A 22332-nucleotide genomic window follows, 5' to 3' on the forward strand; every position below is an offset into this window, starting at 1 on the left:
TTAAGAAGCGATTATTTCCCTTTTACTTAACCTTTGAACGAACTGATAGGAATGTTCAATGATATGATCTTTGTCATGATCCAACGACGCCACATGATATGAATTTTCAAGGCGCACCATCTCTTTATCACCGGACATGACAGTATCGTAAATCTGATAGGAACACGAGTCCGGTACAACGTGGTCTTCTGGTGAATGGAAGATAAGAATCGGGCACGAAACGTCTATTAGTTTTTGGCTGGTATGTTTCATTATATCAAGCAATTGATTAATCGCTTTTGACGGAACTTGGTCATATGTGATTTCTTTAGGTATATCGTCTTTTATGTCAGGCTTGCCTTCGGGAATGAAGCGTGGAACCGATTGGTTACGATATCTTTCATATTCAGGAACTTGGAGAGCGGCGTTGATAGTAAGAATTCCATCACAAGCCAATTTTGTCGCTAAATCGAGAACAAGGGCGCCTCCCATAGATTGTCCGATGGCGAAAACATGGGTGCAGGTTCGCTTTAATTTTGCATAAGCCATTTCAACATCTTGTATCCATTCCTGATAATGACTTGTTTCCATTTCATATTCATCCGTTCCGTGGCCTGCCAGTCGAGGAGCGAAGACAGTAAAGCCTTTGGCGGCAAATTTTTCACCTAAATACCTTACGCTTTGTGGCGTTCCGTTAAAACCATGGCAAATAAGGATGCCGATAGAATTGCCGGGTAAGAAAAAAGATTCCGCACCTGGTATTACCATTGCTGCTGTCATATTCCCATCTCCTTTGATTTAGCTAAGTTTTGTTAATAGAAGGTTTTAATAAAATTAACTATTCCGATTATTTTACTTGGTTATATAATAGCATAATGAAAATTATGAAGTCAACTTGGTTATGTTCCAAAACTTCACTATTATTAAGAGCATCAAAAGGATATAAAGATAATTATCAGGTCATTTTCGTCTTTCTATTATATAAGTGCTGTCTTGAAATTGTTGATAAACTGAAGATGCTAATCACCGGTAATATATAAATATAAGAAATGGAGAAAAAGCATTGACTTTAAAGTGAAATGGGATTAATATAAATAAGCACCAACTAAGACATGCAAAAAACTTCATTGCTTTTGGCAGGTTGCTGAAAGAAATAATAACTATTGACTTCTTACTATGAAAATGATAAGATGAAATGGTCGCTGAAAAACACAGCGATTTAAAATAAGTTAAAAACTTCGTAGAAGTTGACAACTAATCAATAAGATGTTATGATGAATAAACAGCCGTTCGAAAGAACGATTGTGGAGATTGCTCTTTGAAAACTGAACAAAACAAAGCGCCAACGTTAAATTTTAAGTGAGCACACACTATCAAAAAAGCAAATGAGCAAGTCAAACATTTCTTCGGAGAGTTTGATCCTGGCTCAGGACGAACGCTGGCGGCGTGCCTAATACATGCAAGTCGAGCGAATCGATGGGAGCTTGCTCCCTGAGATTAGCGGCGGACGGGTGAGTAACACGTGGGCAACCTGCCTATAAGACTGGGATAACTTCGGGAAACCGGAGCTAATACCGGATACGTTCTTTTCTCGCATGAGAGAAGATGGAAAGACGGTTTACGCTGTCACTTATAGATGGGCCCGCGGCGCATTAGCTAGTTGGTGAGGTAATGGCTCACCAAGGCGACGATGCGTAGCCGACCTGAGAGGGTGATCGGCCACACTGGGACTGAGACACGGCCCAGACTCCTACGGGAGGCAGCAGTAGGGAATCTTCCGCAATGGACGAAAGTCTGACGGAGCAACGCCGCGTGAACGAAGAAGGCCTTCGGGTCGTAAAGTTCTGTTGTTAGGGAAGAACAAGTACCAGAGTAACTGCTGGTACCTTGACGGTACCTAACCAGAAAGCCACGGCTAACTACGTGCCAGCAGCCGCGGTAATACGTAGGTGGCAAGCGTTGTCCGGAATTATTGGGCGTAAAGCGCGCGCAGGTGGTTCCTTAAGTCTGATGTGAAAGCCCACGGCTCAACCGTGGAGGGTCATTGGAAACTGGGGAACTTGAGTGCAGAAGAGGAAAGTGGAATTCCAAGTGTAGCGGTGAAATGCGTAGAGATTTGGAGGAACACCAGTGGCGAAGGCGACTTTCTGGTCTGTAACTGACACTGAGGCGCGAAAGCGTGGGGAGCAAACAGGATTAGATACCCTGGTAGTCCACGCCGTAAACGATGAGTGCTAAGTGTTAGAGGGTTTCCGCCCTTTAGTGCTGCAGCTAACGCATTAAGCACTCCGCCTGGGGAGTACGGCCGCAAGGCTGAAACTCAAAGGAATTGACGGGGGCCCGCACAAGCGGTGGAGCATGTGGTTTAATTCGAAGCAACGCGAAGAACCTTACCAGGTCTTGACATCCTCTGACAACCCTAGAGATAGGGCTTTCCCCTTCGGGGGACAGAGTGACAGGTGGTGCATGGTTGTCGTCAGCTCGTGTCGTGAGATGTTGGGTTAAGTCCCGCAACGAGCGCAACCCTTGATCTTAGTTGCCAGCATTCAGTTGGGCACTCTAAGGTGACTGCCGGTGACAAACCGGAGGAAGGTGGGGATGACGTCAAATCATCATGCCCCTTATGACCTGGGCTACACACGTGCTACAATGGATGGTACAAAGGGCTGCAAACCTGCGAAGGTAAGCGAATCCCATAAAGCCATTCTCAGTTCGGATTGCAGGCTGCAACTCGCCTGCATGAAGCCGGAATCGCTAGTAATCGCGGATCAGCATGCCGCGGTGAATACGTTCCCGGGCCTTGTACACACCGCCCGTCACACCACGAGAGTTTGTAACACCCGAAGTCGGTGAGGTAACCTTCATGGAGCCAGCCGCCTAAGGTGGGACAGATGATTGGGGTGAAGTCGTAACAAGGTAGCCGTATCGGAAGGTGCGGCTGGATCACCTCCTTTCTAAGGATAATTACGAGAGCGCTTTTGTTTTGTTCAGTTTTGAATGAGTAATTCATTCAAATAGGAAAGACAAACATCACGATGTGATGGATTCTTTCTGCTTTGTTCCTTGAAAACTAGATAATAGATAGAAGGCAATTAATTTTTTTCAAAGCATCTGTAAGATCTTTTTTAACGGTTAAGTTAGAAAGGGCGCACGGTGGATGCCTTGGCACTAGGAGCCGATGAAGGACGGGACTAACACCGATATGCTTCGGGGAGCTGTAAGTAAGCTTTGATCCGGAGATTTCCGAATGGGGAAACCCACTGTTCGTAATGGAACAGTATCTTTACCTGAATACATAGGGTACTGAAGGCAGACCCGGGGAACTGAAACATCTAAGTACCCGGAGGAAGAGAAAGCAAACGCGATTTCCTGAGTAGCGGCGAGCGAAACGGAATTAGCCCAAACCAAGAGGCTTGCCTCTTGGGGTTGTAGGACACTCAACATGGAGTTACAAAGGAACGGGGTAAATGAAGCGACCTGGAAAGGTCCGTCGAAGAAGGTAAAAACCCTGTAGTTGAAACTTCGTTCCCTCCTGAGTGGATCCTGAGTACGGCGGGACACGAGAAATCCCGTCGGAAGCAGGGAGGACCATCTCCCAAGGCTAAATACTCCCTAGTGACCGATAGTGAACCAGTACCGTGAGGGAAAGGTGAAAAGCACCCCGGAAGGGGAGTGAAATAGATCCTGAAACCGTGTGCCTACAAGTAGTCAAAGCCCGTTAATGGGTAATGGCGTGCCTTTTGTAGAATGAACCGGCGAGTTACGATTTCATGCGAGGTTAAGTTGATGAGACGGAGCCGCAGCGAAAGCGAGTCTGAATAGGGCGAATGAGTATGAGGTCGTAGACCCGAAACCAGGTGATCTACCCATGTCCAGGGTGAAGTTCAGGTAACACTGAATGGAGGCCCGAACCCACGCACGTTGAAAAGTGCGGGGATGAGGTGTGGGTAGCGGAGAAATTCCAATCGAACCTGGAGATAGCTGGTTCTCTCCGAAATAGCTTTAGGGCTAGCCTCAAGATGAGAGTATTGGAGGTAGAGCACTGATTGGACTAGGGGCCCCCAACGGGTTACCGAATTCAGTCAAACTCCGAATGCCAAATACTTATTCTTGGGAGTCAGACTGCGAGTGATAAGATCCGTAGTCGAAAGGGAAACAGCCCAGACCACCAGCTAAGGTCCCAAAGTATACGTTAAGTGGAAAAGGATGTGGAGTTGCTTAGACAACCAGGATGTTGGCTTAGAAGCAGCCACCATTTAAAGAGTGCGTAATAGCTCACTGGTCGAGTGACTCCGCGCCGAAAATGTACCGGGGCTAAACGTATCACCGAAGCTGTGGATTGACACCGTATGGTGTCGATGGTAGGAGAGCGTTCTAAGGGCGTTGAAGTCAGACCGGAAGGACTGGTGGAGCGCTTAGAAGTGAGAATGCCGGTATGAGTAGCGAAAGAAGGGTGAGAATCCCTTCCACCGAATGCCTAAGGTTTCCTGAGGAAGGCTCGTCCGCTCAGGGTTAGTCGGGACCTAAGCCGAGGCCGAAAGGCGTAGGCGATGGACAACAGGTTGATATTCCTGTACCACCTATACATCGTTTGAACGATGGGGGGACGCAGAAGGATAGGGTAAGCGCGCTGTTGGATATGCGCGTCCAAGCAGTTAGGCCGGAAACGAGGCAAATCCCGTTTCCATTAAGGCGGAGCTGTGATGGCGAGGGAAATATAGTACCGAAGTTCCTGATTCCACGCTGCCAAGAAAAGCCTCTAGTGAGATGTAAGGTGCCCGTACCGCAAACCGACACAGGTAGGCGAGGAGAGAATCCTAAGGTGTGCGAGAGAACTCTCGTTAAGGAACTCGGCAAAATGACCCCGTAACTTCGGGAGAAGGGGTGCTTTTTAGGGTGAATAGCCCAGAAAAGCCGCAGTGAATAGGCCCAGGCGACTGTTTAGCAAAAACACAGGTCTCTGCGAAGCCGCAAGGCGAAGTATAGGGGCTGACACCTGCCCGGTGCTGGAAGGTTAAGGGGAGAGGTTAGCGCAAGCGAAGCTTTGAACCGAAGCCCCAGTAAACGGCGGCCGTAACTATAACGGTCCTAAGGTAGCGAAATTCCTTGTCGGGTAAGTTCCGACCCGCACGAAAGGTGTAACGATCTGGGCACTGTCTCAACGAGAGACTCGGTGAAATTATAGTACCTGTGAAGATGCAGGTTACCCGCGACAGGACGGAAAGACCCCGTGGAGCTTTACTGCAGCCTGATATTGAATTTTGGTACAGCTTGTACAGGATAGGTAGGAGCCTGAGAAGCCGGAGCGCCAGCTTCGGTGGAGGCGTTGGTGGGATACTACCCTGGCTGTATTGAAATTCTAACCCGCGCCCCTTATCGGGGTGGGAGACAGTGTCAGGTGGGCAGTTTGACTGGGGCGGTCGCCTCCTAAAGAGTAACGGAGGCGCCCAAAGGTTCCCTCAGAATGGTTGGAAATCATTCGTAGAGTGTAAAGGCACAAGGGAGCTTGACTGCGAGACCTACAAGTCGAGCAGGGACGAAAGTCGGGCTTAGTGATCCGGTGGTTCCGCATGGAAGGGCCATCGCTCAACGGATAAAAGCTACCCCGGGGATAACAGGCTTATCTCCCCCAAGAGTCCACATCGACGGGGAGGTTTGGCACCTCGATGTCGGCTCATCGCATCCTGGGGCTGTAGTCGGTCCCAAGGGTTGGGCTGTTCGCCCATTAAAGCGGTACGCGAGCTGGGTTCAGAACGTCGTGAGACAGTTCGGTCCCTATCCGTCGCGGGCGCAGGAAATTTGAGAGGAGCTGTCCTTAGTACGAGAGGACCGGGATGGACGCACCGCTGGTGTACCAGTTGTCTTGCCAAAGGCATAGCTGGGTAGCTACGTGCGGACGGGATAAGTGCTGAAAGCATCTAAGCATGAAGCCCCCCTCAAGATGAGATTTCCCATGGCGCAAGCTAGTAAGATCCCTGAAAGATGATCAGGTTGATAGGTCAGAGGTGGAAGCATGGTGACATGTGGAGCTGACTGATACTAATAGATCGAGGACTTAACCAACGCTTTTTAAAAAATGAAATACCTTCTTATTATCTAGTTTTGAAGGAACAACGTTCCTTTTATGTTTGGTGGCGATAGCGAAGAGGTCACACCCGTTCCCATTCCGAACACGGCAGTTAAGCTCGTCAGCGCCGATGGTAGTTGGGGGTTTCCCCCTGTGAGAGTAGGACGCCGCCAAGCCATTTAAAAAGATCAGCCATCGGGCTGATCTTTTTTTGTGTTCATAAGGTCATGGAAACAGCCATCTTTTTTCGCATACAGTGCCGCTTTCTTGCACACATAATTAAAGGCTGTTTAAATGGTCTTGTCGTTATTCGATTTCTCTTCATATTGAATGTGGTGATTTGTAGTATCCTGTAACGGTTTTATATGTCATCTTTAATTTCCATTGTGATGTCATCATAAGGTGTGTATCTATTTGAAGGTGCTGATTTCTTTTTAATCAGCCGATAACAAACAAAGCATATTACAGTAATAACAAATGGACTATAAGCATATGCCATTTAATTACTCCTTAAAAAGATTGCTTACTACTTCATCTCACTATATCCCCTACTATCCCTTTGTTCAAAACAACGATCTTTACGAAAACAGCGCAAAAAATAAAAATCATTAAGGTTTTGCAGGGATACCTTCAGATCTGTCCAACTAGTAAAAAGGATCTTGAAGCATTCTTCACCTAACTTTAAGAAAAAGAATTATTTATTGTGAAATGTGTTGACTTAATGGTGGGAAAGGATTAATATAAATAAGCACCAACTAAGACAAACGCAAAAACATCATCGCTTTTGGCTGATTGCTGAAAGAAATAATAACTATTGACTTCTTACTATGAAAATGATAAGATGAAATGGTCGCTGAAAAACACAGCGATTTAAAATAAGTTAAAAACTTCGTAGAAGTTGACAACTAATCAATAAGATGTTATGATGAATAAACAGCCGTTCGAAAGAACGATTGTGGAGATTGCTCTTTGAAAACTGAACAAAACAAAGCGCCAACGTTAAATTTTAAGTGAGCACACACTATCAAAAAAGCAAATGAGCAAGTCAAACATTTCTTCGGAGAGTTTGATCCTGGCTCAGGACGAACGCTGGCGGCGTGCCTAATACATGCAAGTCGAGCGAATCGATGGGAGCTTGCTCCCTGAGATTAGCGGCGGACGGGTGAGTAACACGTGGGCAACCTGCCTATAAGACTGGGATAACTTCGGGAAACCGGAGCTAATACCGGATACGTTCTTTTCTCGCATGAGAGAAGATGGAAAGACGGTTTACGCTGTCACTTATAGATGGGCCCGCGGCGCATTAGCTAGTTGGTGAGGTAATGGCTCACCAAGGCGACGATGCGTAGCCGACCTGAGAGGGTGATCGGCCACACTGGGACTGAGACACGGCCCAGACTCCTACGGGAGGCAGCAGTAGGGAATCTTCCGCAATGGACGAAAGTCTGACGGAGCAACGCCGCGTGAACGAAGAAGGCCTTCGGGTCGTAAAGTTCTGTTGTTAGGGAAGAACAAGTACCAGAGTAACTGCTGGTACCTTGACGGTACCTAACCAGAAAGCCACGGCTAACTACGTGCCAGCAGCCGCGGTAATACGTAGGTGGCAAGCGTTGTCCGGAATTATTGGGCGTAAAGCGCGCGCAGGTGGTTCCTTAAGTCTGATGTGAAAGCCCACGGCTCAACCGTGGAGGGTCATTGGAAACTGGGGAACTTGAGTGCAGAAGAGGAAAGTGGAATTCCAAGTGTAGCGGTGAAATGCGTAGAGATTTGGAGGAACACCAGTGGCGAAGGCGACTTTCTGGTCTGTAACTGACACTGAGGCGCGAAAGCGTGGGGAGCAAACAGGATTAGATACCCTGGTAGTCCACGCCGTAAACGATGAGTGCTAAGTGTTAGAGGGTTTCCGCCCTTTAGTGCTGCAGCTAACGCATTAAGCACTCCGCCTGGGGAGTACGGCCGCAAGGCTGAAACTCAAAGGAATTGACGGGGGCCCGCACAAGCGGTGGAGCATGTGGTTTAATTCGAAGCAACGCGAAGAACCTTACCAGGTCTTGACATCCTCTGACAACCCTAGAGATAGGGCTTTCCCCTTCGGGGGACAGAGTGACAGGTGGTGCATGGTTGTCGTCAGCTCGTGTCGTGAGATGTTGGGTTAAGTCCCGCAACGAGCGCAACCCTTGATCTTAGTTGCCAGCATTCAGTTGGGCACTCTAAGGTGACTGCCGGTGACAAACCGGAGGAAGGTGGGGATGACGTCAAATCATCATGCCCCTTATGACCTGGGCTACACACGTGCTACAATGGATGGTACAAAGGGCTGCAAACCTGCGAAGGTAAGCGAATCCCATAAAGCCATTCTCAGTTCGGATTGCAGGCTGCAACTCGCCTGCATGAAGCCGGAATCGCTAGTAATCGCGGATCAGCATGCCGCGGTGAATACGTTCCCGGGCCTTGTACACACCGCCCGTCACACCACGAGAGTTTGTAACACCCGAAGTCGGTGAGGTAACCTTCATGGAGCCAGCCGCCTAAGGTGGGACAGATGATTGGGGTGAAGTCGTAACAAGGTAGCCGTATCGGAAGGTGCGGCTGGATCACCTCCTTTCTAAGGATAATTACGAGAGCGCTTTTGTTTTGTTCAGTTTTGAATGAGTAATTCATTCAAATAGGAAAGACAAACATCACGATGTGATGGATTCTTTCTGCTTTGTTCCTTGAAAACTAGATAATAGATAGAAGGCAATTAATTTTTTTCAAAGCATCTGTAAGATCTTTTTTAACGGTTAAGTTAGAAAGGGCGCACGGTGGATGCCTTGGCACTAGGAGCCGATGAAGGACGGGACTAACACCGATATGCTTCGGGGAGCTGTAAGTAAGCTTTGATCCGGAGATTTCCGAATGGGGAAACCCACTGTTCGTAATGGAACAGTATCTTTACCTGAATACATAGGGTACTGAAGGCAGACCCGGGGAACTGAAACATCTAAGTACCCGGAGGAAGAGAAAGCAAACGCGATTTCCTGAGTAGCGGCGAGCGAAACGGAATTAGCCCAAACCAAGAGGCTTGCCTCTTGGGGTTGTAGGACACTCAACATGGAGTTACAAAGGAACGGGGTAAATGAAGCGACCTGGAAAGGTCCGTCGAAGAAGGTAAAAACCCTGTAGTTGAAACTTCGTTCCCTCCTGAGTGGATCCTGAGTACGGCGGGACACGAGAAATCCCGTCGGAAGCAGGGAGGACCATCTCCCAAGGCTAAATACTCCCTAGTGACCGATAGTGAACCAGTACCGTGAGGGAAAGGTGAAAAGCACCCCGGAAGGGGAGTGAAATAGATCCTGAAACCGTGTGCCTACAAGTAGTCAAAGCCCGTTAATGGGTAATGGCGTGCCTTTTGTAGAATGAACCGGCGAGTTACGATTTCATGCGAGGTTAAGTTGATGAGACGGAGCCGCAGCGAAAGCGAGTCTGAATAGGGCGAATGAGTATGAGGTCGTAGACCCGAAACCAGGTGATCTACCCATGTCCAGGGTGAAGTTCAGGTAACACTGAATGGAGGCCCGAACCCACGCACGTTGAAAAGTGCGGGGATGAGGTGTGGGTAGCGGAGAAATTCCAATCGAACCTGGAGATAGCTGGTTCTCTCCGAAATAGCTTTAGGGCTAGCCTCAAGATGAGAGTATTGGAGGTAGAGCACTGATTGGACTAGGGGCCCCCAACGGGTTACCGAATTCAGTCAAACTCCGAATGCCAAATACTTATTCTTGGGAGTCAGACTGCGAGTGATAAGATCCGTAGTCGAAAGGGAAACAGCCCAGACCACCAGCTAAGGTCCCAAAGTATACGTTAAGTGGAAAAGGATGTGGAGTTGCTTAGACAACCAGGATGTTGGCTTAGAAGCAGCCACCATTTAAAGAGTGCGTAATAGCTCACTGGTCGAGTGACTCCGCGCCGAAAATGTACCGGGGCTAAACGTATCACCGAAGCTGTGGATTGACACCGTATGGTGTCGATGGTAGGAGAGCGTTCTAAGGGCGTTGAAGTCAGACCGGAAGGACTGGTGGAGCGCTTAGAAGTGAGAATGCCGGTATGAGTAGCGAAAGAAGGGTGAGAATCCCTTCCACCGAATGCCTAAGGTTTCCTGAGGAAGGCTCGTCCGCTCAGGGTTAGTCGGGACCTAAGCCGAGGCCGAAAGGCGTAGGCGATGGACAACAGGTTGATATTCCTGTACCACCTATACATCGTTTGAACGATGGGGGGACGCAGAAGGATAGGGTAAGCGCGCTGTTGGATATGCGCGTCCAAGCAGTTAGGCCGGAAACGAGGCAAATCCCGTTTCCATTAAGGCGGAGCTGTGATGGCGAGGGAAATATAGTACCGAAGTTCCTGATTCCACGCTGCCAAGAAAAGCCTCTAGTGAGATGTAAGGTGCCCGTACCGCAAACCGACACAGGTAGGCGAGGAGAGAATCCTAAGGTGTGCGAGAGAACTCTCGTTAAGGAACTCGGCAAAATGACCCCGTAACTTCGGGAGAAGGGGTGCTTTTTAGGGTGAATAGCCCAGAAAAGCCGCAGTGAATAGGCCCAGGCGACTGTTTAGCAAAAACACAGGTCTCTGCGAAGCCGCAAGGCGAAGTATAGGGGCTGACACCTGCCCGGTGCTGGAAGGTTAAGGGGAGAGGTTAGCGCAAGCGAAGCTTTGAACCGAAGCCCCAGTAAACGGCGGCCGTAACTATAACGGTCCTAAGGTAGCGAAATTCCTTGTCGGGTAAGTTCCGACCCGCACGAAAGGTGTAACGATCTGGGCACTGTCTCAACGAGAGACTCGGTGAAATTATAGTACCTGTGAAGATGCAGGTTACCCGCGACAGGACGGAAAGACCCCGTGGAGCTTTACTGCAGCCTGATATTGAATTTTGGTACAGCTTGTACAGGATAGGTAGGAGCCTGAGAAGCCGGAGCGCCAGCTTCGGTGGAGGCGTTGGTGGGATACTACCCTGGCTGTATTGAAATTCTAACCCGCGCCCCTTATCGGGGTGGGAGACAGTGTCAGGTGGGCAGTTTGACTGGGGCGGTCGCCTCCTAAAGAGTAACGGAGGCGCCCAAAGGTTCCCTCAGAATGGTTGGAAATCATTCGTAGAGTGTAAAGGCACAAGGGAGCTTGACTGCGAGACCTACAAGTCGAGCAGGGACGAAAGTCGGGCTTAGTGATCCGGTGGTTCCGCATGGAAGGGCCATCGCTCAACGGATAAAAGCTACCCCGGGGATAACAGGCTTATCTCCCCCAAGAGTCCACATCGACGGGGAGGTTTGGCACCTCGATGTCGGCTCATCGCATCCTGGGGCTGTAGTCGGTCCCAAGGGTTGGGCTGTTCGCCCATTAAAGCGGTACGCGAGCTGGGTTCAGAACGTCGTGAGACAGTTCGGTCCCTATCCGTCGCGGGCGCAGGAAATTTGAGAGGAGCTGTCCTTAGTACGAGAGGACCGGGATGGACGCACCGCTGGTGTACCAGTTGTCTTGCCAAAGGCATAGCTGGGTAGCTACGTGCGGACGGGATAAGTGCTGAAAGCATCTAAGCATGAAGCCCCCCTCAAGATGAGATTTCCCATGGCGCAAGCTAGTAAGATCCCTGAAAGATGATCAGGTTGATAGGTCAGAGGTGGAAGCATGGTGACATGTGGAGCTGACTGATACTAATAGATCGAGGACTTAACCAACGCTTTTTAAAAAATGAAATACCTTCTTATTATCTAGTTTTGAAGGAACAACGTTCCTTTTATGTTTGGTGGCGATAGCGAAGAGGTCACACCCGTTCCCATTCCGAACACGGCAGTTAAGCTCTTCAGCGCCGATGGTAGTTGGGGGTTTCCCCCTGTGAGAGTAGGACGCCGCCAAGCCATTTGAAAAGACCAGCCATCCGGCTGGTCTTTTTTGAGCTCGTTATCTTCAGTGCTTATTATTTAAACCTGTTATAGACCATAAAGAAAGTTATATGCAGGATAAATGGTAGGACATACTATTAATGCATCTGAATTTCTATAGCTATCTGTCTTATCCATATCAGTTTAAGACAAAGGGACAGAATTCTTCGTTTCTGTAGGGATATATGTTAAACTTAACATAGTTCTGAAACTGTCATTGGGGGAATAGCCGATGGATACCTCTGCTAAAGATGAAATGATTTTTTCGTTTGCTGAATGGTTGAGAGACCAAGGCAAATCAGCTAATACGATCAAAACGTATACTGGTGTCCTTTCACAGTTTTGTGACCAGACACAAAAGATATTGATGGAGATCCATTCTGAAGATGTTCAGGGTTATCTTGATAATTTAGAAAATTGCAAGAAAAGCCCAGGGACAATCGAAAAACACTATATCGCATTAAATGTCTTCTTTAAATTTTTAGGTAAACCGCAAGTGATGCTTTCTGTGGAACGTAAAGTTAAGGAGCACAAGCTTGAGGTACCTGAAACTTTAAGCCTCGATGAGCAGCAGATACTGTTAAGAGATATAGAAGCAGAAGGGAATCTAAGGAACATTGCCATCGTCTACCTTTTGTTACATACTGGAATTCGTGTCTCCGAATTATGTGACTTAAATGGCCGTGACGTCATCATGGAAACAGATCGGAATTATATACTTGTCCGGAACGCAAAAGGTGAAATCGACAGATCCGTACCCCTTACGATATCGGCAATTCAACATGTACAAAATTATCTTTTTTCTTTAAAAGAAAAAGCAGATCCGTTATTCATCTCAAGCTATAATCAAAGGATCACTCCGAGGTCAGTTCAATATATATTGAAAAAATACAATGTGCATCCGCATAAACTGCGACATACTTTTTGTCAAAGGTTAGTGGATAATGGAATAGATATACAAACGATATCAAAGCTTGCCGGTCATAAAGATTTAAACGTAACGAAGCGTTATCTAAAAGAAAAATCGCTGGATCTGGCAAATGCGATAGATCAAACTTTCACGAAACACTAATATAAAGAAATGAAAAAGGGAAGAGAGATCTTTCCTTTTTTTGTTTAAACAAACAGATTCCTTGGAAATGACGAATAGGACGTTTTGTCTTTAGAGATGGGAGGTTGAAAGAAGAGGAATATAGTTCAGTCAAAAGGACCGAACATATTGATGAATTGTTGAATCAAAAAAGAGGGGATACCTGAAATAAGGAATCCCCTCTTCTTTTTTTTCGTTACTTAACTGTTTTTTTCTTCTTTTTACCTATTTTCATTATAAATTCATATACTACCGGCACTATTACAAGTGTTAGCAATGTAGAACTCACCAGTCCGCCGATAACGGTAATTCCCAAACCTTGTGATATTAATCCACTGCCTTCCGCACCGATTGCCAAAGGTATTAAAGCGCCGATTGTGGCAAGGGCAGTCATCAGGATAGGGCGTAGACGGGTGGATCCTGCCTCGAGTAAAGATTCCCGGGTAGATAGCCCGGATTCTTCATTCTTGATAACACGGTCCACTAATACGATGGCATTGGTCACGACGATACCTATAAGCATCAGGACACCCATCATTGCCGAAACGCTGATGGTCTCACCTGCAATGAATAGCCCTGCCAATGCCCCGATTACCGTAAATGGTAAGGAGAAGAGAATGGCTATTGGTGCTAAACCACCATGGAAAGTAACCACTAGGACAAAGTATACGATAGCAACTGCCGCTAACATAGCAATACCAAGTTGAGTGAATGATTCTTGGATATCTTCCGTCACTCCGCCGTAGTCTATAGAGATGCTTGCAGGAAGATCTAATTTATCAACTTCCTTCTGTACCTCAGCTGTCACTGCTGCCACATCATCCGATTTGATTGTTGCAGACACGTCGGCATAAATTTTTCCATCGCGGCGGCTGATTGTATCGGAAGCTTTGCCTTCTTCGATTTTAACAAGCTCTTTCAATGGGATTTCCATTCCCATTGGAGAAGAAATTTTCGTATTCTCTAGATCTTTTTTGTCTTCGAATGTCGTTTCTTTTGTCTCGACATATACTTTGACTTCTTCTCCATCTTTCTTAATGGTAGTTAAAGCATCATCCTTATTCGTATTGGCGATGGACATGCCAATTTGTGCAGCTGTCAGTCCAAGGTCGCTTAGCTTTTCTTGGTCTGCAACTAGAGTGTATTGCTCATAAGCATCTAAAAGACTTGTATCAACATCTTTTAAATCTTTATTTTTCTTCATGATATTTTGAATATCATCAATTACCGGTTCAATATCCTTTTGTGTATTTCCGTAAACAAACAGAGTGGTCTCGTTGCTTGATGTTGATGTGAAATCTTGTTGTTTCCATGTTCCAGGTGAATCAAGTTCAGTTAATTCTTTTATGACGGTTTCTTTTTTGTCCCCAAAATTTTCGGTGTCTTCGTCATAGAGTACATAGAAGAGAGCCGAGTTACTCGAGCCGCCCATCATGCCTCCGCCCATCATGCTTTCGCCAAGTGTGTATTGAACGGTCTTCACATCGTCTTTATCCATGAAGTATTTTTCCACTTTTTCTGTTTGCTTTTCAATATCCTCTTTTAACTCTCCAGGTGCGGGAGTGTAAGTGACGATGATCGTTTTTTCTTCATCTGCAGGCATGAAGCTTACACCGATGCTTGGGATTAGGAATAAACTGCCAACTAATAATACAATGGCTGTGCCGAAAGTGATTAGTTTATGGTTTAATGACCAATCCAGTGATTTTCGATAGAATGCTGATAGTTTGCTTGGTTTTTCTTCATGTGATTTTAATTCTTTTTTAGATAGTCCCTTTTTAAATAAAGAGTCTGCCATTGCCGGAACAAGTGTGATGGCGATTATTAATGAAGCGACTAATGCAAACACCATTGTTAAGGCGAATGGCGTGAATAGTTCCCCGACAGGCCCTGTAACGCTTGCTAAAGGCAGGTATACGGCTACAGTAACGATTGTCGATGAAAGGATGGGGATGAACATTTCCTTAGTGGCGGATCGTATTAATTCGCCGCCTTTTAATTGTTCGCCTTTTAAAGCCATTCTTCTATAAATATTTTCTATGACGACAATGGAGTCATCGACGACTCGGCCAATCGCAACGGTCATGGCCCCAAGTGTCATGACATTCAATGAAATATCCATTTGTTTAAGCACTAAAAGGGCTGCTAACAGGGATAATGGAATCGAAATGACGGAAATGAGAGTCGTTTTAAAGTTCCTAAGGAACAGCATGATAACAATGACGGCAAACAGACAGCCGAAGAGTGCCTTGCTGATCATGGTTTCAACGGAATCTTTAATCGGTTTAGCTTGATCGAGAGTAGTGTGTACACTTACCCCATTAAACTCTTCTTTGAAATTCGATGCTTCTTCATTTACTTCATCGACGATTGCAACTGTATCGGCATCAGGTGATCTTGTAACCTGGATTCCAATCGATTCGCTACCGTTTGTTCTTGAAATCGATTCAGCCTTACCGGTAATTTTAACATCGGCAATATCTGATAATTTCACATTTTGCAGTTGGGCAGGACCTGTTTCCATTTCAGGAGATAATTGATTGGTTTCCTGTCCAGTTTGTGCTGGCGCTCCTGTTTTCGGGCCGCCGGTTAAAGGTATCTTTATATTTTTCAGGTCCTTTAATGTGGAAATGTTTCCATCCACAACGATCGTTTTCTCTTTATCATCAAAGTTATATATGCCAAGTGGCATACTGACGTTTGCAGCCTGGATAACCTTCTTTACGGTTTCTTCATCGAGCCCGTATTGAGCCATCTTGTCCTGGTCAAATACAAGGCTTCCTTCATTTACTTGCTGTCCGGAAATGGATACGGATGTCACGCCGTCAATTCCTTCAAGTTTAGGCACTAACACTTCTTCGACATTTTTTGTAAGGGCTGGTAAATCAGAAGCCTTATCTGTTACACTGAGTGCGACGACAGGAAAAGCGTTTAATTCTAATTTAGATACGCTCGGGTCATCTACTCCCTCTGGCAGTTCCAATTTCTCTAAAGCTTCTTTCACTTCTTTTACTGCATCATCCATATCCGTATCATAATCATATTGTAATTGGATGGAAGAGGCATTGGCCATGGACGAAGAACTGACTAATTCGACTCCTGGCAAATTTGTTACTTTTAGCTCAATCTGGTCTGTGAGCTTATCTGCTACTTCTTCAGGTGCAGCTCCAGGATAAACAGTGGAGATGCTTATTAAAGGAGTGGAGATACTTGGTATGGTTTCTTGTTTCATGTTTAAACCGGAGTATAAACCAGCTGCAACGATGATGATGGTAAGCAACCAGATTGCCAATTTATTCTTTAATGAAAATTTAATTATTGAATTCAAGCTTGTACCCTCCATACATAAAATTGTGACCAGTCGGTCACAAACTCAAATATATAGTATATGGATTATGATTGCAATAGATAATATCCGTTAGTGCTAACGTTGTGATTTCAAGGGTTTTGGGATACAATTTGGAGGATGTGACCCGTTGGTCACCAGTGGACAATTTTAAGAGATAGGATGAATTTGATGAAAGAAAAAAATAAGATGATCATAGATAAGTCTGTGGAGCTTTTCGCGGAGAAAGGCTATCATGCAACTTCGGTTCAGGAAATTGTTGAAAAATGCGGGATAGCAAAAGGGTCCTTTTATAATTATTTTAAATCGAAGGAGGAATTACTAGTCTCCATTTTTAAATTTTATTATGAAGCGTTGACAGACTCATTACTTGATCTTGAACTCGATGCTTCATTGTCCAGTAAAGACAAATTCATGAGGCAGATCACTGTTCACATTGAGCATATGACGGGAAATACCAACTTGATTCAAATGATGATGCAGGAACAAATGGTTCATATCAGCAAGGAACTAGATGGATTTTTACATTATATCCATGAAGAGGGCTTGATTTGGTTCAAGCGTAAAATCATTGAGTTATACCCGGGACTTTCATCTGATCTTCTGCCCGATTGCACCATTATTTTAGATTCGCTTTTCAAAGGATATATCGGAATATTGATCAGGAAACAAAATGCTTTCGATGTAGAATTGTTACCTAGCTTCATATTGAACCGGATGGATTCCATTGTCACAAGTCTGGAGAACATGGAAGATCCATTATTGAAACAATTTCCCCTACCAGGTTGCTCGATGCGGGATATGAGCCCAAAAGAAGAAATCCATTCGATTATCGCCAGGATGCTGGAAGTGGAAACACGTAAAGAAGAGGGAATGGAAACAGGTAAAATTACGGAAGCTTTAAAGGCACTCCAAGAAGAATTTTCAAAGGTTAGGCCAAGCTCAATCATCTTGGAAAGTCTTTTGTTATTTTTGGAAAAAAATGAAAAAAGAAGCCCCTTGTGTTCAAAGCTTATCTTATTGATGAAGGATTATTTGCTGAATATATGAAGACTTTACTGAAAGGGGCGAAAGCCTCTTTTTCATTTAAATTTTTAATGAGATTTAAAAACGGAGATTTAGGAAAAAGTAAAAAGTGATGGGAAGAAGACAATTCTTTCAATAATATGGGGGCTGGAATCATGCGATGGAAAAAGGGAATGCTGATTTATAATAAAAATGCAGGGAATGATAAACTCAAAAGGAATCTAGGAGGGTGTCTTCCGGTATTAGCTCCACATATTGATGAGTTTCTCATTCTACAAACAAAGCAAAAAGGCGATGCATGCCGTTATTGTTTGGAATATGGTGAAGAAATGGATGTAGTTTTCGTATTGGGAGGAGATGGAACGGTACATGAGTGTGTAAATGGCCTTTCACCCCTTCAGAGGCGGCCGTTGTTTGGGATTTTACCTGGAGGGACTTGCAATGACTTCGCCAGGACATTAAAGATTCCTCAAAATGTTCGTCAAGCTGCGGAAGCATTAATAAACGGTAAGGTTCGTCCAATTGATATTGGTAAGTCCAATAATGATTATTTTTCCAATTTCTGGGGAGTTGGGCTTATTTCAGATGCTTCAAATAATATTGATGAGCAGGAAAAAAGCAGGTTCGGAAAGATAGGATATTTATTAAGCGCTGTAAGGATAATTGGTGAGAGTGCTCCCTTTCCTTATAAAGTGGAATATGATGGGGATTTCATTGAAGGGGAAGCAGTTATGGTTTTGGTCTTGAATGGTTGTTTTATCGGCACTAATTTATTGCCCTTTCCCATGATTAGACCAGACGAAGGGCTCTTTGGCGTTGCCATCTTGGAAAATGCAAGCCTTGGTGCATTTTTAGAAATAATAGCGATGAAACGTTCATGGACTCAAAATATGAGTTCTGACTCTGGGGTGACTTATTTACAAGCAGGTACCTTGACTATTGAATCCAAGAGGCCGCTTGATGTGGATATGGATGGAGAGAACTATAGGCAAACTCCTTCACGCATTAAAGTCCTTGCCCACCATTTGTCGGTATTAACACCAAATTAATGTGGGGATTCTATTTAAAGGGAAAGGCTTATGTGTTTTTTTTGTATATTCATTCCTTATTTCTGCAATTGTTCCCAAAATAGGATAAAATGTATGATGATATATCATTTTTTGCAGGAGGACCAATTATGGTGTACCAGGTCGGATTGTTAAAGGGCATTTTACAGCCTTATCGGAGTCGTTATCAGCTGCAAAATGCAGAGGCAGTCACAAAGCTTGGATTGAAATTAATATTTATATATTTTCTTAGTCTTATAGTATTCGCCGTTGGGGGATATTTTGGCATTGGTTCAGAATCATTTTCCAAAGAAATCACGAAGATGAGCGCCAATGAATTCGAAGCAGCAAAGTTGCTGATTTTGAGCGGCAATATAATAACAGGAATAATCCACCCTTCCATATACATATTTTTAGCAGCTCTATTCTTTTGGATCGTTACTGATATCCCCTATATAAAATTAGTTATCGTTCAAATGATTCTTTTTGGCCTGCAATTAGTGGAAAAAACATTATTGATTCCCTTATTCGTTTTAATGGATATAGGCAGCGATGCCAATCCTTTTTCATTGGGGATCATCAGTCAGTATTTTCTCAGAAGTGATTATTTCATTCACTTTTTCAGTGAAATTACCATTTTTCAATTTCTCATTATTGCTCTGCAATATTTTTATTTAAAGGAATTTACAGAACGTAATAATTATTTGGTCCTTTTAATGATTGTTCTATTCTATTTGGCCACATGGTTTGTTAAAGCCTTTTTAGGATACATCCAAGTAGGCGTATTTGTATAAAGCGGGTGAAATGAATGAGCGGTAACTGGAAAATAGCGGCGGTCTCCATTGCGTCGATAGTGTTAATAACCGTTAACTTATACCTTATTGAAAAAAAAGAAAGCAAAGTGGAGCGGACGGTTTTCGTTGAAAACTGGACTAAGGTAAAAAAAGATACAATTACGGATACTATTCAAACAAATGGGGTAATTAAACCAGTAGAAGAGTATGATATCTATTTTGATGCCAAGAAAAATGATTTTAAGAAATTCCTTGTAAAAGAAGGCGATTCGGTTACGGCTGGCTCCTCGTTGTTTGAGTATACGGCGACCGAACTTGATGCGCTTAAAGCGAGTTTGGAAGCGGAGAAAACGGCAGCTGAGGGGGAAATGGCAGGGATTGAGGAATACATAGGGAAGTTGAGGTCTTATCAGGGGAACGTGACCAGTGAACCTGAAGCGGCAATTGATGAATCGGTGGAAAAAAACTTGAATATTGATATAACGACAAGCTCTTCAGATCTTATTAAAAGTAACATTGAGCAAGAAATGTACAAGCAGGAACTAGAAAAAAACAGGTTGGATGAAAAAGTGAAAATGCTTGACGCTAAATTAAGTTCGATTGAGGAGCAGTCCAGTGCAATTGTGACGACGAGCGAGGCTGATGGTATCGTTAAAAATATCAATAAAAACCTTGATAATCCCATTATATCCATCGTTTCGACAAACATGGCAATTGAAGGGTATTTCTCCGGAGAGGAAATGAAAAAGGCTGAAGTGGGCATGACTATAAAAGCAAGTTCCTCTGATTCAAAAAAGGCATTGAAAGGGACGATAGGCCGTATCCATTCCTATCCCGCTGAAGAGCCATCATTAAAAAAAGATAACAGATTTCCATTTCAGGCTTTAATCGAACCGGAAGGCGAAGAAACGGAACCTCTGTTGGTGGGATCGAAAGTGAATCTTACTGTAATAACCAATGAGAAAGCCGGTGTACCCTCCATACCGATAGAGGCGGTACAATACCAAAAGCATCCTTATATTTACAAGTTGACGAATAAAGGCCATGTGGATAAACATTACATTACAAAAGGTCTTAAGGCTGAAGGGAAGCAGGAAATCATAAAGGGACCGTCTGTAGGTGACGTCATCCTCCTGATGCCGAATGTGGCAGTGAAGAACCATTCTTATTTTATTACCCCGATTCAATTTGAAAAAGTGAAAGCTGGAACTTATAAAAAATTCACCTCTAGGGAAAAAGTAAGATACCTGTTACTTGGCATTCTGGAAAAATAACCGCTTTTTTCACAAGAGAGGTGATGTCAAATTATTTATTAATTATATCAATATAACTTAAGTGATTAAAAATCGGGAAGCGTAATTATAGATAGAATAGCTATTAATACAGAATATTCAGACATATTCAAAGACCTTTTTCTAGAACGGATGCGAATAAATATTTACAGATTATCATTTTTAGTATAATATTTTATTATAAGTTAACTCGCTTAATCTTATTCCAAGAACGGGGGACCCATTTTTGTGGATTTTATCCGCTAGGGGTGAATTCAGAAATGAAAGGGCTTTTTGTGTTTCCAATCCTAACCCGACAGCTAACCTCGTCAGCGTCTTCAAGGGAACATGTGTGAATATTCACGCCTATAAGAAATCGACACATGAAGTGTCTTTTTTTTCGGCGTAAAGACAGAGTTTTTCAAAAAAAGAAAAATTACTTTCTTTTATTAGTATCTTGTTTCCCTTACCGAGACAAAAATGTTTTTGCATCAAAGACTTTATGGAAGGTGAGGAAAGTAAATGAAGAAATTCAAACTAAGTTTAGCTAGCCAAATTTTCATTGGTTTAATTCTAGGGATTATCGTTGGTGCCATTTTTTATGGTAATGAGTCGGCCCAAAACTTTTTACAGCCATTCGGAGACATTTTCCTACGAATGATTAAAATGATCGTAGTGCCGATCATCGTATCCAGCCTTATCGTTGCAGTTGCCGGTGTAGGTGACTTAAAAGCGGTAGGAAAACTAGGTGCTAAATCATTATCATACTTTGTTGTCGTAACTATGATAGCGATTGCTGTTGGTTTAATTTCAGCGAATATCATCCAGCCTGGTGCTGGTGTGAATATGAATAACCTGGAACAAACTGATATCTCCACATATGTTGATACAGCAGAAACTAAGCAGCATGAATCGTTCGTAGATACACTTGTACACATCGTGCCATCCAATCCAGTTAAAGCCATGGTAGAAGGCGATATGCTAGCGATCATTTTCTTCTCCGTGTTGTTTGGACTAAGTATTGCGGCCATCGGTGAAAAGGGTAAACCGGTATTCCGCTTCTTCCAAGGTGTAGCAGAAGGAATGTTCTACCTAACTAACATGGTCATGAAATTCGCTCCTATCGGTGTATTTGCACTAATCGGTGTGACTATCTCCAAGTTCGGCTTGGAATCTTTGATTCCGTTAGGAAAGTTAGCGCTTTCTGTTTACGGAACAATGATCTTCTTTGTAATTGTCATTCTGGGTCTTATTGCAAAGTTTGTAGGATTCAATATCTTTACTTTGATTAAACTTCTGAAAGAAGAATTGGTTCTTGCTTTCTCTACTGCAAGTTCAGAAGCGGTTCTTCCGAAAATCATGGAAAAAATGGAGAAAGCGGGATGTCCGAAACATATTGCTACATTTGTTATTCCGACTGGATACTCCTTTAACCTTGATGGTTCTACATTATACCAAGCGTTAGCAGCTATCTTCATCGCTCAAATGTATGGAATCGATTTAAGCGCGTATGAGCAAATTACGCTGATGCTAGTGTTGATGATCACTTCCAAGGGGATTGCGGGTGTACCAGGTGTATCTTTCGTAGTTCTTTTAGCGACATTGGGAACTGTCGGTATTCCTATTGAAGGTCTAGCATTTATTGCCGGTATCGACCGTATTCTTGATATGGGACGTACAGTGGTAAACGTTATCGGTAATTCACTTGCGGCAATCGTTATCTCTAAATGGGAAGGTCAATTCAACCCTCCTTCCAAAAAAGAACTAGAACAAGTTTCTTAATACAAAAAATCCA

Annotated in this window: 9 protein-coding genes, 6 rRNA genes and 1 riboswitch; of the genes, 12 read left to right on the forward strand and 3 right to left on the reverse strand. The window is 44.2% G+C overall.

The annotated features are described in order from the left end of the window. A complete protein-coding gene (locus NYE65_RS13890) occupies nucleotides 1-759 on the reverse strand; it encodes an alpha/beta hydrolase (protein ID WP_340861078.1) in 759 nt (252 codons plus the stop codon). A gap of 623 nt (nucleotides 760-1382) precedes the next feature. On the opposite strand from NYE65_RS13890, the gene NYE65_RS13895 reads away from it, so the two are divergent. From NYE65_RS13895 to rrf (NYE65_RS13905), 3 genes are all read left to right on the forward strand, one after another. After that, nucleotides 1383-2933: ribosomal RNA gene (locus NYE65_RS13895) — 16S ribosomal RNA — on the forward strand. Nucleotides 2934-3109: 176 nt separating this feature from the next. Next, nucleotides 3110-6042 (forward strand): 23S ribosomal RNA (locus NYE65_RS13900). Between the two features lie 64 nt (nucleotides 6043-6106). Then, nucleotides 6107-6222 (forward strand): 5S ribosomal RNA (rrf, locus tag NYE65_RS13905). Between the two features lie 185 nt (nucleotides 6223-6407). On the opposite strand, the gene NYE65_RS27245 is transcribed toward rrf (NYE65_RS13905), so the two are convergent. Then, nucleotides 6408-6545 carry a DUF3951 domain-containing protein gene (locus NYE65_RS27245; RefSeq protein WP_363929317.1) on the reverse strand — a complete coding sequence of 46 codons (138 nt, stop codon included), beginning with the start codon at nucleotides 6543-6545 and terminating at the stop codon, nucleotides 6408-6410. Between the two features lie 555 nt (nucleotides 6546-7100). Between NYE65_RS27245 and NYE65_RS13910 the strand changes: the two genes are divergently transcribed. The 4 genes from NYE65_RS13910 (at nucleotide 7101) to NYE65_RS13925 (ending at nucleotide 13036) form a co-directional block, all read left to right on the forward strand. Beyond that, nucleotides 7101-8651 (forward strand): 16S ribosomal RNA (locus NYE65_RS13910). A gap of 176 nt (nucleotides 8652-8827) precedes the next feature. Beyond that, a 23S ribosomal RNA gene (locus tag NYE65_RS13915) occupies nucleotides 8828-11760 on the forward strand. A gap of 64 nt (nucleotides 11761-11824) precedes the next feature. Then, nucleotides 11825-11940, forward strand: a 5S ribosomal RNA gene (gene rrf / locus NYE65_RS13920). The 16S, 23S and 5S rRNA genes sit together here, the layout of an rRNA operon. Before the next feature lie 256 nt (nucleotides 11941-12196). Then, nucleotides 12197-13036 carry a tyrosine-type recombinase/integrase gene (locus tag NYE65_RS13925; RefSeq protein WP_340861079.1) on the forward strand — a complete coding sequence of 280 codons (840 nt, stop codon included), beginning with the start codon at nucleotides 12197-12199 and terminating at the stop codon, nucleotides 13034-13036. A gap of 214 nt (nucleotides 13037-13250) precedes the next feature. On the opposite strand, the gene NYE65_RS13930 is transcribed toward NYE65_RS13925, so the two are convergent. Beyond that, nucleotides 13251-16382 carry an efflux RND transporter permease subunit gene (locus NYE65_RS13930; RefSeq protein ID WP_340861080.1) on the reverse strand — a complete coding sequence of 1044 codons (3132 nt, stop codon included), beginning with the start codon at nucleotides 16380-16382 and terminating at the stop codon, nucleotides 13251-13253. A gap of 189 nt (nucleotides 16383-16571) precedes the next feature. Between NYE65_RS13930 and NYE65_RS13935 the strand changes: the two genes are divergently transcribed. The 5 genes from NYE65_RS13935 to NYE65_RS13955 all read left to right on the forward strand — a co-directional run bounded on the left by NYE65_RS13935 (nucleotide 16572) and on the right by NYE65_RS13955 (nucleotide 22319). Beyond that, nucleotides 16572-17450 carry a TetR/AcrR family transcriptional regulator gene (locus NYE65_RS13935; RefSeq protein WP_340861081.1) on the forward strand — a complete coding sequence of 293 codons (879 nt, stop codon included), beginning with the start codon at nucleotides 16572-16574 and terminating at the stop codon, nucleotides 17448-17450. 131 nt (nucleotides 17451-17581) lie between these two features. Further along, a complete protein-coding gene (locus NYE65_RS13940) occupies nucleotides 17582-18475 on the forward strand; it encodes a YegS/Rv2252/BmrU family lipid kinase (protein ID WP_340861082.1) in 894 nt (297 codons plus the stop codon). 128 nt (nucleotides 18476-18603) lie between these two features. Then, on the forward strand, nucleotides 18604-19266 hold the full coding sequence (locus tag NYE65_RS13945) for a hypothetical protein (RefSeq protein WP_034306409.1): 663 nt from the start codon (nucleotides 18604-18606) through the stop codon (nucleotides 19264-19266). A gap of 14 nt (nucleotides 19267-19280) precedes the next feature. Continuing rightward, entirely contained in the window at nucleotides 19281-20540 is a 1260-nt protein-coding gene (locus NYE65_RS13950) for an efflux RND transporter periplasmic adaptor subunit (RefSeq protein ID WP_340861083.1), read from the forward strand. A 199-nt stretch (nucleotides 20541-20739) separates the two neighbouring features. Further along, a riboswitch (cyclic di-AMP (ydaO/yuaA leader) is annotated at nucleotides 20740-20887 on the forward strand. A gap of 172 nt (nucleotides 20888-21059) precedes the next feature. Further along, nucleotides 21060-22319: a cation:dicarboxylate symporter family transporter gene (locus tag NYE65_RS13955; RefSeq protein WP_264640037.1), complete on the forward strand. Its 1260-nt coding sequence runs from the start codon at nucleotides 21060-21062 to the stop codon at nucleotides 22317-22319. The last annotated feature ends 13 nt before the right edge of the window (nucleotides 22320-22332 follow it).

This window comes from Peribacillus sp. FSL R5-0717, assembly GCF_038002945.1.
GTDB classification, from domain to species: Bacteria; Bacillota; Bacilli; order Bacillales; family DSM-1321; genus Peribacillus; species Peribacillus frigoritolerans.

What these genes read in the sequence shown, in the direction of transcription:
- NYE65_RS13925 (WP_340861079.1), top strand. Translation starts at nt 12,197, where the DNA reads ATGGATACCTCTGCTAAAGATGAAATGATTTTTTCGTTTGCTGAATGG.
- NYE65_RS13945 (WP_034306409.1), top strand. Translation starts at nt 18,604, where the DNA reads ATGGTGTACCAGGTCGGATTGTTAAAGGGCATTTTACAGCCTTATCGG.
- NYE65_RS13940 (WP_340861082.1), top strand. Translation starts at nt 17,582, where the DNA reads ATGCGATGGAAAAAGGGAATGCTGATTTATAATAAAAATGCAGGGAAT.
- NYE65_RS13955 (WP_264640037.1), top strand. Translation starts at nt 21,060, where the DNA reads ATGAAGAAATTCAAACTAAGTTTAGCTAGCCAAATTTTCATTGGTTTA.
- NYE65_RS27245 (WP_363929317.1), bottom strand. Translation starts at nt 6,545, where the DNA reads ATGGCATATGCTTATAGTCCATTTGTTATTACTGTAATATGCTTTGTT.
- NYE65_RS13890 (WP_340861078.1), bottom strand. Translation starts at nt 759, where the DNA reads ATGACAGCAGCAATGGTAATACCAGGTGCGGAATCTTTTTTCTTACCC.
- NYE65_RS13950 (WP_340861083.1), top strand. Translation starts at nt 19,281, where the DNA reads ATGAGCGGTAACTGGAAAATAGCGGCGGTCTCCATTGCGTCGATAGTG.
- NYE65_RS13935 (WP_340861081.1), top strand. Translation starts at nt 16,572, where the DNA reads ATGAAAGAAAAAAATAAGATGATCATAGATAAGTCTGTGGAGCTTTTC.